This window comes from Streptomyces sp. NBC_00028, assembly GCF_045041065.1.
Lineage (GTDB): Bacteria > Actinomycetota > Actinomycetes > Streptomycetales > Streptomycetaceae > Streptomyces.
In genome coordinates this window covers 7,710,952-7,724,584 of sequence record NZ_CP108293.1, presented here as the reverse complement: position 1 = coordinate 7,724,584, position 13,633 = coordinate 7,710,952, and the positions used below count along the sequence as shown (strand labels likewise).

10 protein-coding genes and 1 pseudogene are annotated in these 13,633 nt (G+C 72.0%); 6 read left to right on the top strand and 5 right to left on the bottom strand.

Annotation, left to right across the window (positions count from 1 at the left end):
* Nucleotides 1–100 precede the first annotated feature (100 nt).
* From OG885_RS34815 to OG885_RS34805, 3 genes are all read left to right on the top strand, one after another.
* Nucleotides 101–799, top strand: a complete 699-nt coding sequence (locus tag OG885_RS34815; RefSeq protein WP_405738337.1) for an SDR family NAD(P)-dependent oxidoreductase — start codon at nt 101–103, stop codon at nt 797–799.
* Nucleotides 796–1,890 carry an S-adenosylmethionine:tRNA ribosyltransferase-isomerase gene (locus tag OG885_RS34810; protein ID WP_405738335.1) on the top strand — a complete coding sequence of 365 codons (1,095 nt, stop codon included), beginning with the start codon at nt 796–798 and terminating at the stop codon, nt 1,888–1,890. The genes OG885_RS34815 and OG885_RS34810 overlap by 4 nt, the downstream gene beginning before the upstream one ends.
* A 278-nt stretch (nt 1,891–2,168) precedes the next feature.
* The gene (locus tag OG885_RS34805) at nt 2,169–2,921 is read left to right on the top strand and encodes a transglycosylase SLT domain-containing protein (protein ID WP_405738333.1); all 753 of its coding nucleotides are present in this window, start codon (nt 2,169–2,171) and stop codon (nt 2,919–2,921) included.
* Between the two features lie 108 nt (nt 2,922–3,029).
* Here the strand turns inward: OG885_RS34805 and OG885_RS34800 are convergent, their stop codons facing one another.
* A complete protein-coding gene (locus tag OG885_RS34800) occupies nt 3,030–5,552 on the bottom strand; it encodes an FHA domain-containing protein (protein ID WP_405743007.1) in 2,523 nt (840 codons plus the stop codon).
* 237 nt (nt 5,553–5,789) lie between these two features.
* Between OG885_RS34800 and OG885_RS34795 the strand changes: the two are divergent.
* A pseudogene (locus tag OG885_RS34795) lies at nt 5,790–7,349 on the top strand (streptophobe family protein); the annotation flags it as partial.
* A gap of 1,678 nt (nt 7,350–9,027) precedes the next feature.
* Nucleotides 9,028–10,239, top strand: a complete 1,212-nt coding sequence (gene serB / locus OG885_RS34790; protein ID WP_405738330.1) for a phosphoserine phosphatase SerB — start codon at nt 9,028–9,030, stop codon at nt 10,237–10,239.
* Between the two features lie 90 nt (nt 10,240–10,329).
* Here serB and OG885_RS34785 read toward each other — a convergent pair whose 3' ends face one another.
* The 4 genes from OG885_RS34785 to OG885_RS34770 all read right to left on the bottom strand — a co-directional run bounded on the left by OG885_RS34785 (nt 10,330) and on the right by OG885_RS34770 (nt 12,872).
* Nucleotides 10,330–10,848, bottom strand: a complete 519-nt coding sequence (locus OG885_RS34785; RefSeq protein ID WP_405738327.1) for a SixA phosphatase family protein — start codon at nt 10,846–10,848, stop codon at nt 10,330–10,332.
* A 122-nt stretch (nt 10,849–10,970) separates the two neighbouring features.
* On the bottom strand, nt 10,971–11,177 hold the full coding sequence (locus OG885_RS34780; RefSeq protein ID WP_399958642.1) for a hypothetical protein: 207 nt from the start codon (nt 11,175–11,177) through the stop codon (nt 10,971–10,973).
* 180 nt (nt 11,178–11,357) lie between these two features.
* Nucleotides 11,358–11,474 (bottom strand): SGM_5486 family transporter-associated protein, encoded by a 117-nt coding sequence (locus tag OG885_RS34775; protein WP_097262240.1) that lies wholly within the window; start codon nt 11,472–11,474, stop codon nt 11,358–11,360.
* Between the two features lie 48 nt (nt 11,475–11,522).
* Nucleotides 11,523–12,872: a CynX/NimT family MFS transporter gene (locus tag OG885_RS34770; protein WP_405738324.1), complete on the bottom strand. Its 1,350-nt coding sequence runs from the start codon at nt 12,870–12,872 to the stop codon at nt 11,523–11,525.
* A gap of 70 nt (nt 12,873–12,942) precedes the next feature.
* On the opposite strand from OG885_RS34770, the gene OG885_RS34765 reads away from it, so the two are divergent.
* Nucleotides 12,943–13,632: a FadR/GntR family transcriptional regulator gene (locus OG885_RS34765; protein ID WP_405738321.1), complete on the top strand. Its 690-nt coding sequence runs from the start codon at nt 12,943–12,945 to the stop codon at nt 13,630–13,632.
* Nucleotide 13,633: the final 1 nt, after the last annotated feature.

The following is a 13,633-nucleotide window of genomic DNA, read 5'->3' as shown; positions in this document are numbered from 1 at the left end:
ACCCCGCCCGGTCGCGACCCGCGTCCGACGCGGTCGGGGCCGCCCTGTTCCTACGTTGAGGGCGTCGAAGGCACTTGAAGTGACGACGAGGGGACATGTCATGCCGGTAGCGATCATCACGGGGGCTTCCAGGGGACTGGGGCGGGCGCTCGCGGAGGCGCTGGCCGCGCGCGGCTGGGATCTGGTGCTCGACGCCAGGAACGCCGAGACGCTGCACAAGACGGCGGCGGGAGTCGCGACGCACGGCACGCGCGTGACGGCGTTGCCGGGGGACGTCACGGATGCCGGGCATCGGGCCGGGCTGGTGGCCGCGGCGCGTGAGCTGGGCGGTCTCGATCTGCTGGTGAACAACGCCGGGGTGTTGGGTGCCGAACCGCTGGTCCCGCTCGGCGATCACTCGCTGGGCGGCTTCCGCGCGGCCCTGGAGACCAACGTGGTGGCGCCGCTGGGGCTGCTCCAGGAAGCGCTGCCCGAGCTGCGGGCGGCGCCCTCGGGTGCGGTGGTGAACGTGAGCTCGGACGCGGGCGCGGAGGCGTACCGGACCTGGGGGGCGTACGGGGCGACGAAGGCGGCCCTGGACCAGCTGTCGGCGGTGCTGGCCGTCGAGGAGCCTGGGCTGCGGGTCTGGTGGGTCGATCCGGGTGGCATGCGCACCGCCATGCTGGCCGCGGCCGAGCCCGACGAGGACCTGTCGGGGACACCCACGCCGGCGGACATCGCCCCGGCCTTCATGCACCTGCTCGACCGGCGTCCGGCGAGCGGTCGGTACACGGCCGCCGCGTTGCTGGAGGCGCGGTGACGCTGACGCTGCGCGTCCCGGAGGAGCTGTCGGCCCGGGTGCCGGCCGAGCAGCGTGGTCCCGGCCTGGACCGGGACGCCGTACGACTGCTCGTGTCGCGCGGTACGGAGGTCTCGCATCACGCGTTCACGGAACTGCCGTGTCTGCTGCGGGCCGGGGATCTCCTGGTCGTGAACACGTCGCCGACGCTGGCGGCAGCCGTGGACGGCCGGATCGGGCACGTGCGCGTGGCGGTGCACTTCTCCACGCGCGGGGACGACGGCCGGTGGGCGGTCGAGCTGCGGGACCCCGACGGGCGCGGCACCACACGCGCGCGTGCGGGTGGGCCCGCGGGTACGGAGGTGCGGTTGCCCGGGGGCGTGCGACTGACGCTGGAGGAGCCGCTGAGCGGGCAGAGCGAGCGACTGTGGTGGGCGCGAGCCCACCCTGGGGCAGGTGTGCCCGGGCTGCTGCGGGAGTTCGGGCGGCCGATCCGTTACTCCTACACGGAGCGCGACCAGCCGCTGTCCGCGTATCAGACGGTGTTCGCGTTGCCGCAGCCCGGTGGGGTCGGGAGTGCGGAGATGCCGAGTGCGGCGCGGCCCTTCACCGCGCGGCTCGTGGCGGAGCTGGTGAGCCGGGGTGTGCAGTTCGCGCCGATCACGCTGCACACGGGGGTGGCGTCGGCGGAGGTGCAGGAGCCGCCGTATCCGGAGCGGTTCGCGGTGCCGGAGGCGTCGGCGCGGCTGATCAACGCGGTGCGGGCGGCGCACGGGCGGGTCGTCGCCGTCGGGACCACGGCGGTGCGGGCCGTGGAGTCGGCGGTCGGCGCCGACGGGGTCGTACGCGCGCGTGAGGGGTGGACCGACCTGGTGGTGACCCCTGAGGGCGGGGTGCGGGTCGTGGACGGGCTGCTGACCGGGCTGCACGAGCCGGAGGCCTCGCATCTGCTGATGCTGCGGGCGGTGGCCGGAGGGGCCGCCGTGGATCGGGGGTACGAGGAGGCGGTGCGTGGGCGGTACCTGTGGCACGAGTTCGGGGACGTCCATCTCCTCCTTACCGACGGAGACCCGGCCCCTTACGCAGAGCATTGCTTCAGCAACTACCGGTGAGGCCGCCACGCGGCCGGTGTGAGCCCGCGCATAGGGCGCACATCACGTACGAAGGTCAATAGGAGATAAACAGGTCCCGGGTGAGCGGGACAGACGTTCCTGTCTGTCCCGTTTTGCCCTTCCCTGATCCACTATCCAGGATCGTACGTCACACCTTTGCCTCTCATTTTTGCGGCCGCTAAGAATGGCTGCCGTCGCTCAGCGCCGCGGGTTCCGCCCGCGGCGTTTGTGCCGCAAGACGCAGAGCGACTCCGCGCTATTCGAAGAGGTCCATCCGCATGTCGCAGAACTCCACCCGTGGCCATGGCCGCGCGCTGACGAAGCGCCACAAGGTCGCGATCGCCGGTGTCGCCACGCTCGGCGCCGCCGCCCTCGCGTTCTCCGCGGTCCCCAGCAACGCGGACACCACCACGAGCGAGGCCGCTGCCTCAGCCAAGGTGGCCTACAGCTCCGAGCAGCTGAAGGGCCTGCAGTCCGGCGTCAGCGAGCAGCTCGCCGCCACGAGCCTCCAGGCGCAGGCCGCCGAGGCCGCCGCCGCGAAGAAGGCCGCCGTCGAGGCCGCCGCGAAGAAGCAGGCGGCCGCCGAGGCCGCGGCCAAGAAGAAGGCCGAGCAGAAGGCCGCCCAGAAGGCCGCGCAGGAGCGCAAGGCCAAGGAGGCCGCGAGCCGCTCCGCCAAGCGCGCCGCGGTCAAGGCCACCACCAAGACCTACGCCAACAACCTCGACGGCTGGATCAAGCACGCCCTCGACATCATGGACGACAAGGGCATCCCGGGTACGTACAACGGTCTGTACCGCAACATCATCCGGGAGTCCTCGGGCAACCCGAACGCGATCAACAACTGGGACGTCAACGCGATCAACGGCACCCCGTCGATCGGCCTGCTGCAGATCATCAAGCCGACGTTCGACGCGTACCACGTCTCCGGCACGGCCTTCAGCCAGTACGACCCGGTCGCCAACATCGTCGCCAGCGCCAACTACGCGGCCGACAAGTACGGCTCGATCGACAACGTGAACAGCGCGTACTGAGGCCGCGCGGACCTCTCGTACACCGCAGCGTCACCGCATCGTTCGAGCACGCCGAAGGGCGGCACCCAACTGACGGGGTGCCGCCCTTCGGCGTCGTACGCGTGCGAACTACTTGCGCATGACCTCCGGCTCGTGGCGGCGCAGGAAGCGGGCCACGAGGAAGCCGCAGATCACGCCGAGAACGATCAGGGCGATCATGTCCATGCTCCAGGCGCCGACGGAGTGGGCCCACAGCGGGTCGTCGCTGTCGCCCTTGGCGGGCGGGCTGATCTTGTTGAAGTCGAGCGTGGCACCCGCGGCGGCGACCGCCCAGCGCGACGGCATCAGGTACGACAGCTGGTTGACGCCGACCGAGTTGGCCAGCGGGAACAGACAGCCGGTGAAGACGACCTGGACGATCGCGAACATCACCAGCAGCGGCATGGTCTTCTCGGCGGTCTTCACCAGGGCCGAGATGATCAGGCCGAACATCATCGCGGTGAAGCCCAGCGCCATGATCGGAATGCACAGTTCCAGCAGGATCTGGCTGCCGAGGATCAGGCCCTTGTCCGGGATGGTGCGGCTGGAGAAGCCGATGATGCCGACCAGCAGGCCCTGGAGCATGGTGACCAGGCCCAGCACGAAGACCTTGGACATCAGGTACGCCGAGCGGGACAGGCCGGTGGCGCGCTCGCGCTCGTAGATGACCCGTTCCTTGATCAGCTCACGGACGGAGTTGGCGGCGCCGGCGAAGCAGGCGCCCACCGCGAGGATCAGCAGCACCGTCAGGGCCGTGCCGTTGGCGACGGGCTTTCCGGTGTTCGGGTTGATCTCCGTGTTGACCAGCAGGTCCTTGCCGGAGTCGATGAGCAGGCTCACCGAGCCGAGGACGAGCGGCAGGATGATCGACAGGGCCAGGAAACCCTTGTCGGAGGCGATCACCGAGACATAGCGGCGCACCAGCGTGCCGAACTGCGACATCCAGCCCTGTGGCTTCGGCGGCTTCATCGCCTGCATGGGCGGCATCTGTACGGACTGCGGCGCGATCGCGTCGATGTCCGCGGCGTACATCTGGTAGTGCTGGGAGCCCTTCCAGCGTCCCGCCCAGTCGTAGTCGCGGTAGTTCTCGAAGGCGGAGAAGACGTCGGCCCAGGTGTCGTAGCCGAAGAAGTTCAGCGCCTCCTCGGGCGGGCCGAAGTAGGCGACCGAACCGCCGGGGGCCATCACCAGGAGCTTGTCGCAGATCGCCAGCTCGGCCACCGAGTGGGTGACCACGAGGACCGTGCGGCCGTCGTCGGCGAGGCCGCGCAGCAGTTGCATGACGTCGCGGTCCATGCCCGGGTCGAGGCCCGAGGTGGGCTCGTCCAGGAAGATCAGCGACGGCTTGGTGAGGAGCTCCAGGGCTACCGAGACACGCTTGCGCTGGCCGCCGGAGAGGGAGGTGACCTTCTTCTCCTTGTGGATGTCCAGCTTCAGCTCGCGCAGCACCTCGTCGATCCGGGCCTCGCGCTCGGCGCCGGTGGTGTCGGCGGGGAAACGGAGCTTGGCCGCGTACTTGAGGGCCTTCTTGACGGTCAGCTCCTTGTGCAGGATGTCGTCCTGCGGGACCAGACCGATGCGCTGACGCAGCTCGGCGAACTGCTTGTAGAGGTTCCGGTTGTCGTAGAGGACGTCGCCCTGGTTGGCGGGGCGGTAGCCCGTCAGCGCCTTGAGCAGCGTCGACTTGCCGGAACCGGACGGTCCGATGACCGCGATCAGCGACTTCTCCGGGACGCCGAAGGAGACGTCCTTGAGGATCTGCTTGCCGCCGTCGACCGTGACGGTCAGATGGCGGGCCGAGAAGGAGACCTCACCGGTGTCGACGAACTCCTCGAGCCGGTCGCCGACGATCCGGAACGTCGAGTGACCGACACCGACGATGTCGGCCGGTCCCAGCAGCTGCGAGCCGCCCTTGGTGATCGGCTGGCCGTTGACGTACGTGCCGTTGTGCGAGCCGAGGTCGCGGATCTCCATACGGCCGTCGGGCGTCGAGCGGAACTCGGCGTGCAGCCGGGAGACCTGGAGGTCGGAGACGACCAGCTCGTTCTCCAGGGCACGACCGATGCGCATCACGCGGCCGATCGAGAACTGGTGGAACGTGGTCGGGCTGCGGTCGCCGTAGACCGGCGGCGCCCCCGCGCCGACGCCGGGGCCGCCCTGCTGCGGCGGAATGTTCGCGGCGGGCTGCTGCGGCTGCTGCCAGCCGGCCTGCGGTGCCTGCTGCGCGGGTGCCTGCTGTGGCGGCGCCTGCTGTGCCCAGCCCGGGTTGGCGCTCTGTGCCGCGTACGGCTGCTGCTGGGGCTGCGGTGTGACGGCCGCCGCGGCGCCGGAGACGCTCACGCGCGGTCCGTCGGTCGCGTTGCCCAGGTTCACCGCCGCGCCGGGACCGATCTCCAGCTGGTGGATCCGCTGGCCCTGCACGAAGGTGCCGTTGGTCGAGCCGTGGTCCTCGATGACCCAACTGCGGCCGCTCCAGCTGATCGTGGCGTGCCGCCAGGACACCCTGGCGTCGTCGAGCACGATGTCACCCTGCGGATCGCGTCCGAGGGTGTAGGACCTGGACGGGTCGAGCGTCCAGGTACGTCCGTTCAATTCCAGTACGAGTTCCGGCACTCCATGCCCCATGAGTAGTCCCCCGATTTACCCCCAACACAGGGAGTCTAGGGATGTCGAACATCGTCGGGAACTATTTCAGGCTCGGCCCCCTGACCGAAAGTCGGGCCTTGTGAAGACCACGTACGTACGCATCGACCGGTTCCGTTGACGGGGTTGAAACCGACCCGGAGAGTGGTAATCCACGCGAGGGGGACAAGCGCGGCGATCGCCGCGCCGCGGATCGGGGGGTCTGCCATGAGTGTGTCCACGAACTCCGAGACCACGAAGTACGGCGCGAAGCTGCCGTGGGGCGACATCCTGCTGACCGCGATCGTCGCCGTGAGCTGGGCGTTGATCGGTATGGCGGGCGTCGCGGCGCTCGGGCTGCATCTGCTGGGCGCGGACGCGACGGCCTCGCTGGGGCCGATGACCGCGGCGGTGGTGGCCCTTGGGGCGGGTGGTTCGGTGACCCCGTCCGGAGACGTGTCCGCGTTCGGGCTCACCGGCGCGGAGGCAGCGACAGCCATAGAGATCACGCCACTGGGCGTGAGCCTCGTCGGCGCGCTCCTTTTGTCCTGGTTCTTCCTACGGTCCCTGCGGGCGGCGGGAGTTGTGATCGCCCCGGCCGAACTCCTCGCCCGCGCGGGCACGGTGGTCGCCCTCTTCGTCGCCACGCTGGGCGGGCTGGCCTGGGCGGGACACGATGTCATCACGATCGACGGCGGCGCGCTCGGCCTCGACAAACTGCCCGGCGCCGGGGGCGGCGGCGGCCTGAAGATCCCCGGGCTCGGTGACGTCGGGGACATCGGCGGACTGCTGCCGGACCAGCTCGGCGACCTCGTCGACGCGAAGGCGGCGGTCGGCTTCACGGTGGACACGGTGCCGACGCTGCTGGGCGGACTGGGCTGGTCCGCGGGCATCCTCCTCATCGCCCTGCTGGCATCCCGCCGTACCCCGCTCCCCCGCGGCCTGGAGGCCGTGCACCGGGTGGTCCGCCCGGCGGTGTCGGCCCTGGTCACCGTGCTGCTGGTCGCGGTCGCGGCGGGGCTCGCGGCGGGGGCGTACGCGGCGATCGGCGACGACCACCCGAAGCGGATCGCCGGCGCGGCGCTCCTGGGCGCCCCCAACGGCACCTGGCTCGGCATCCCGATCGGCCTCTTCGTCCCGTGGGACGGCCGCGCGACGGGCCCCCTGGCCCACTTCCTTCCCGCCCCCCTGGACGACCTGCTCAGCTCCGAACGCGACGAGTCCGTCTCCCTCTCCCGCCTCGCCGAACTCGACGGCCGGGTATGGCTGTTGGCCGTCGCGGCGGCCGTGATGATGCTGCTGGCCGGGGTCCTGACGGCGGTGCGGACGCCGGTGGGTGTGGTGACCGAGGGGGTGGGAGCCCCGGAGACGTCGCGGTGGGCGGACGCGGGTGCGGGTGCGGGTGCAGGTGCCGGGGGTGTCGGTCTCGTACGAGGAGCAGTGCCCGGTGGGGCGGCGGGTGCGAGTGCCTCATACGTACGGGATCCAGGCGCCCTCGGCTTCGCCGGGCGCTGTGCGCTGCGGCTCGGGCTGGCCACGGCGTTGGCGCTGCCGCTGCTCGCCTGGCTGACGGAGGTGTCCGTGAACGCCTCGCTGTCAGTGCTGGGCTTCGACGCGTTCGGCGCCGGCATCGAACTCCACGGCCACCTGGGCATGGCCCTCCTCCTCGGCGCCCTGTGGGGTGCGGGGGCGGGCGCCGCCGGCGCGTTGCTGGCCCGGGCGACGGGGGCGGCGGGGCAGCGGGCGGCTGCGCTGGCACTGGGTGACGCGGCGAGGGGCGGCGCGGGCCCCGCCGGGGTGCCTGGGGTGGGCGGAGGGGTGGGAGGTTCGGGGGTTCCGGGGGGTGGGCCAGGGCCTTACACGGGGATGTCAGGGGCTGCTGCGCCCTATCCGGGGCAGCCTGGGGCCGGGCAGTATCCGGGGCGGTCCGGGGCTGCGGCGCCGTATCCGGGCGGGGCTGGCCCCTATCCGGGGCGGCCCGGGGCCGGGCAGTATCCGGGGCGGTCCGGGGCTGCGCCTTATCCGGGCGGGGCGGGGGCGTATGAGGACGGGGCGGGGGCAGGGCCGTACGCAGGCGGGGCAGGGGCGAGGCCCTATGCGGGTGGGGCAGGGTCCTATGCGGGTGGTGGCATGGGGTCGGGGTCGGGTTCGGGGTCGCGGTCGGAGTCGGAGTCGGGTTCGGTGTCGGGGGCGAGCGGGGCGGGGGCTTCGAGTGCGGGTGTCGGAGACCGCGGCGACGGCGACGGCACGTCATGGCCCGATGCGGGCGGGGCCGGCCGATATGTCGGCGGGCACGGGGCCGACCCGTACGCCGGTGGCGCCGTTGGCGATCCGTACGCCGGTGACGGCGGGGCTGGGCGCCATGCCGGTGGCGCCGGGGCTGGGCGCCATGCCGGTGGCGCCGGGGCTGGGCCCTATGCGGGTGGCGCTGGCGCTTCGCCCTATGCGGGTCAAGGTGGGTCTTCGAGGGCCGGGCAGGGCGGGCCTTCGGCTTCAGGAGCGGGGCGTGGTGGAGCCCTGGCCTCTGGGGCGGGACATGGCGGGGCCTCCGCTCCTGATGCCGCGCAGAGCGGAGCCCCGGCCTCCGGCGCGGGGCATGGCGGGGCCCCCGCTTCCGGCGCCGCGCAAGGTGGAGCCCCGGCCTCCGGCGCAGGGCATGGCGGGGCCCCCGCTTCCGGCGCCGCGCAAGGTGGAGCCCCGGCCTCCGGGGCGGGGCGTGGCGGGTCGTCGGTCTCTGGTGCGGGGCGGGGTGGAGCCTCGGGTGGTGGGCCTGGTGGGGGTTCCGGGGAGGCTGGGCCGTACGTGCCGGGGTCGCCGTATCGGCCGCCGAATCCTGCGACCAATCCGTATCTGCGTGTGCCGGAGGAGTTGCGCGAGCCGGAGGACGCGCGGCCGGACGACGGGCCGGGGGCCGGGGTCTCGGACGCTCCTCCTGGAGACGCGCGGTCGGCGTACGGCTCATCGGCTGGGTGGGGCCGCGGCCGACCGCCCGGAGAGGCCTCGCGGGGGCAGTCGCCGTCCTCCGCGGAAGAGCCCTGGCGGCCGGGCCGGCAGGCTCAGCCGACCGAAGGGGCCCGGTGGCCGGGAGCGGGGTATGACAGGCCGGGTGGCCGTGACGGTGAGCCGCCCGATGACCTGCCTGGCGAGTCCCCCGACGAGCCGCCCCCGACCGGCGACGACATGTACGGCGCGCCCACCATGCTCCGTCCCGTCGAGCCGCCGCCTCGCGGGTCACGTGGGGCGCGCCCCGGTGGCCGGAAGGCGTCCGGCCCGGACGAGGGGCCGCCGCCTCCACCTCCGCCGCCCCCGCCGCCACCCCCGCCCGGCAGGCCCAAGGGACGGAGGTGAACGAAGGCGGTACGCCGCGCTTAAGATCCACTCCATCTGCCCGACACGGAGTGTTCCCTGTCCGCCAGGCGGACCTCAGGGGCGCAAGGCACTGCGTGCCGGATACGGTGGGTACACCATGAGCGCTTCGCAGACCTCCGACGTACCCACTCTTCTCGTCAAGATCTTCGGCAAGGACACGCCGGGCATCACGGCCGGTCTCTTCGACACCCTCGCCGCCTACTCCGTCGACGTCGTCGACATCGAGCAGGTCGTCACCCGTGGCCGGATGGTGCTGTGCGCGCTCGTGACCGAGCCGCCGCGCGGGCTCGAGGGTGAACTGCGGTCGACCGTCCACAGCTGGGCGGAGTCGGTGAAGATGCAGGCGGAGATCATCTCCGGCCTCGGTGACAACCGGCCCCGCGGCCTCGGCCGTTCCCTGGTCACCGTGCTCGGACATCCGCTCACCGCGGAGGCGACCTCCGCGATCGCCGCCCGGATCACCAAGGCCGGCGGCAACATCGACCGTATCTTCCGGCTCGCCAAGTACCCGGTGACCGCCGTGGAGTTCGCGGTGTCCGGGGTCGAGACCGAGCCGCTGCGCACCGCCCTGGTGACCGATGCCGCGGCGCTCGGCATCGACGTCGCCGTCGTCGCGGCCGGGCTGCACCGGCGTGCTCAGCGTCTCGTCGTCATGGACGTGGACTCCACGCTCATCCAGGACGAGGTCATCGAGCTCTTCGCGGCGCACGCCGGCTGCGAGGACAAGGTCGCCGAGGTGACGGCGGCCGCGATGCGCGGGGAGCTGGACTTCGAGCAGTCGCTGCACGCGCGTGTGGCCCTGCTGGAGGGGCTGGACGCGTCCGTGGTCGAGAAGGTGCGCAGCGAGGTGCGCCTGACGCCCGGCGCGCGCACTCTGATCCGCACCCTCAAGCGCCTCGGCTATCAAGTGGGCGTCGTCTCCGGCGGTTTCACCCAGGTCACCGACGATCTGAAGGAGCGGCTGGGGCTGGACTTCGCCCAGGCCAACACCCTGGAGATCGTCGACGGCAAGCTGACCGGGCGGGTCACCGGCGAGATCGTGGACCGGGCCGGCAAGGCGCGGCTGCTGCGGCGGTTCGCCGCCGAGGCAGGGGTGCCGCTGTCGCAGACCGTGGCGATCGGTGACGGTGCCAACGACCTGGACATGCTGAACGCGGCCGGTCTCGGCGTCGCCTTCAACGCCAAGCCGGTGGTGCGGGAGGCCGCGCACACCGCGGTGAACGTGCCGTTCCTGGACACCGTCCTCTATCTGCTGGGCGTGACCCGCGAAGAGGTCGAGGCGGCGGACACGCACGACGAGCTGCACTGAGCCCGTCAGAGGAATCGACAGGGCCCGGCACCGTGGAGGTGCCGGGCCCCTGCCGTCGGGCCGGTGAGGCCCGTCAGGCCTCGGTGGGGATCATTCGGAGGGTGCCCAGTAGTCGAGGAGGGTGGCCCCGCCCGGCTCCAGGCTCTTCCAGGCGCCGGTGAAGGACAGGACCGCGAAGGCGGCGGCCGGGAAGCCGCGGCGGCTCATCCGCTCGCGGGCGTCGCCCTCGGCCGAGCCCGCCAGGATCTCGGCGAGACCCTGCACACCGGGGTTGTGCCCGACGAGAATGACATTCTGCGCGTCGTCCGGGGTCTCGTTGAGCACAGCGATGAGCTCGCCGGGAGAGGCTTCGTAGACCCGCTCCTCATAGACGGTTTTCGGCCGGTGCGCGAGTTCGTGCACCGCGAGCTTCCACGTCTCGCGGGTCCGGATCGCGGTGGAGCACAGGGCCAGATCGAAGGTGATGTCGGTGTCGGCCAGCTTCCGCCCTGCCACGGCCGCGTCCATGCGGCCCCGGTCCGCGAGCGGTCGCTCATGGTCGGACACCTGTGGCCAGTCGGCTTTCGCATGCCGGAAAAGGACAATCCTGCGGGGTTCTGCGACGCTCATGGAACCCAGCTTCGCATGAAACAGGCCATGGGGCGCAGGGAGTTGACATGCGGCTTCAGGGCTGCGCACCGATCACCGTGGACCGGCCCGACCGGGCCCGGAAATCAGTGCCACCGGGCTGCTCAGCGGCCCGCCAGCTGCTGGATGCGCTCGACGAGGTGGGTGATCGCCGGGTCGCCCGCGGCGGCCTGCGCGTCGGAGGGGTTGAGTATCAGCGCGAGCAGGGTGATGAAGGCGAGTGTCGGCAGGGCGAGGGCCCACCAGGGCAGCCGGATGTCGGCGCGCCCCCGGGTCGCCGGGTGGGGCGGGGTGTGCGTTGGGGCCGACATGGGTGCCTCCGCGTCTCTCCGAGTGGACCGGTGGTCCGCTCGGTCGCGGCCACAGCTCGAAGGTACGGATCCGGCGGCCCCCAACCCATCCGGTGATCCACCCAGTTGACCCTGAGACCCGCCCCCTAGGGGACGGGGGGATAACCCCACCCCCGCCCCTGGAGCAAGGGACTCAGCGGCTCACGGCGAGGCGATCGTGGCGATGACGGCGATGATCACGAAGATGGCGAGGAACGAGCCGAAGACGAGCAGCATCTTCTTCTGGCCGTTCTGCGGATTCGGGTCGAGCACTGGCATACGGCAAGTCTCGCACCCCCCTCCGGCACCGGCCCCGTGGGGGTGGGGTCAGTGGGCCGCCTCGTCCTCGACCGTGCGGTTGCGTCCGGCGAGAACACCGACGACCATCTGCGGGACCATCAGGCCGGTCATGAGGGCGATCGGCAGCCCCCAGCCGCCGCTGTGCTGGTAGAGCACGCCCACGAGGAGCGGCCCGGGGATGGAGATGAGGTAGCCGGTGCTCTGCGCGAAGGCGGACAGCTGGGCGACGCCCGCGCCTGTCCTGGCGCGCATCCCGACCATGGTGAGGGCGAGCGGGAAGGCACAGTTGGAGACGCCGAGGAGCAGCGCCCACGCCCAGGCCCCAGCGGCCGGCGCGAGGTAGAGGCCCGCGTAGCCGACGAGGCCGCAGAGGCCGAGGACGAGCACGATCGGGCCCTGGTGCGGCAGCCGGGTGGCCACGCGCGGGATGACGAAGGCGAGCGGGACGCCCATCACCATGGTGACGGCCAGCAGCAGTCCCGCGGTGCTCGCGGGCACGCCCGCGTCCCGGAAGATCTGCGGCATCCAGCCCATGGTGATGTAGGCGGCGGTGGCCTGGAGCCCGAAGAAGACGGCGAGCGCCCAGGCGGTGCGGCTGCGAGTGATCCGCAGCGCGGGCTGCTCCCCGCGCGCGGACGCCTGCCCGGCGGAGGCCGCGCCCTCGGGCCGTCCGCCGCCTTCCTGTCGTACGCCTTCATCCTGTCGTACGCCGTCCCGCTGCCGTACGAACGCGAGCCACGGCAGTACGGCGACGGCGGCCGGCACGGCCCACACCGCGAGTCCGGTCTGCCAGCTGCCGCCCAGCAGGTCGGTGACCGGCACGGTGGCCGCGGCGGCCACCGAGGTGCCGAGGGCGAGGGCCATCGAGTACAGGCCGGTCATGGAGCCGACCCGGTCGGGGAACCAGCGCTTGACGATGACCGGCATCAGGACGTTGCTGACGGCGATGCCCATGAGCGCGAGGGCGCTGGCGGCCAGGAACCCGGCGGTACCGCCCACGTACGGCCGGATCAGCAGGCCCGCGGTGATGGCGGCCATGCCCGCGCACACCACCGCGCCCGAGCCGAAGCGGCGGGCGAGGCGCGGGGCCATGACGCCGAAGACGGCGAAGCAGAGCGGGGGCACGGAGGTGAGGAGCCCGGCGACGCTGCCGCTCATGCCGAGTCCGTCGCGGACCTCCTCCAGGAGGGCGCCGAGGCTGGTGATGGCGGGGCGGAGGTTGACGGCGGCCAGCACGATGCCGAGCACGAGCAGCCGGCTCGTCCACGCGCGCGTGGCCGGTTTTGGGGACTCGCTCGCCACGGGGCTCGCCGCTGAGCTCCGTATGTGCCGGGACGTGGTCGTACGGGTTTCCTCGCTTGCCATGACACCCATCATAGAATCATGGGATGATTGGTTGTCCATCCCCCGGCCGCCTTCGGGCGCCCGTCCCGTGCGAAGGTGTGCCATGCCTCTGAGCCACCCCCGTCGCTCGGCGCTGTCCGAGCAGGTCATCGCCGCGCTGCGGCAGCAGATCACCTCCGGTGAGTGGCCGGTCGGGGCACGCATCCCGACGGAGCCGGAACTGGTCGAGCAGCTCGGGGTGGCCCGCAACACGGTCCGGGAGGCCGTCCGCGCGCTCGCGCACAACGGCCTGCTGGACATCCGCCAGGGCTCCGGCACCTACGTCGTGGCGACCAGCGAGCTGGCCGGTGTGATGCACCGCAGGTTCGCCGACGCCGATCCCCGGCACATCGCCGAGCTGCGCTCCACGCTGGAGTCGGCCGCGGCGAAGCTGGCGGCCCAGCGGCGTACCGAGAGGGACCTCAAGCAGCTCGACGCGCTCCTCGTGCGCCGTGAGGAGGCCTGGGAGGCACGCGACAAGGAGGCCTTCGTCATGGCGGACGCGACCTTCCACCTCGCGGTGGTGTCCGCGTCGCGCAACGACGTGATGACGGCGATGTACGCGGACCTCGGCGAGGTGCTGCGGGACTGGCTGCGCGACGACGTCGGCGAGGAGATGACGCCGGAGACGCATCTGGACCACTCGGGGCTGGTGGACGCGATCCGCGCGGGCGACGCCGAGGCCGCCGCGGCGCAGGCGGCGAGCTATCCCTTCCAGTGCCGGCCTGGGCTGTTCAGCGCCGCCGACGACTGAC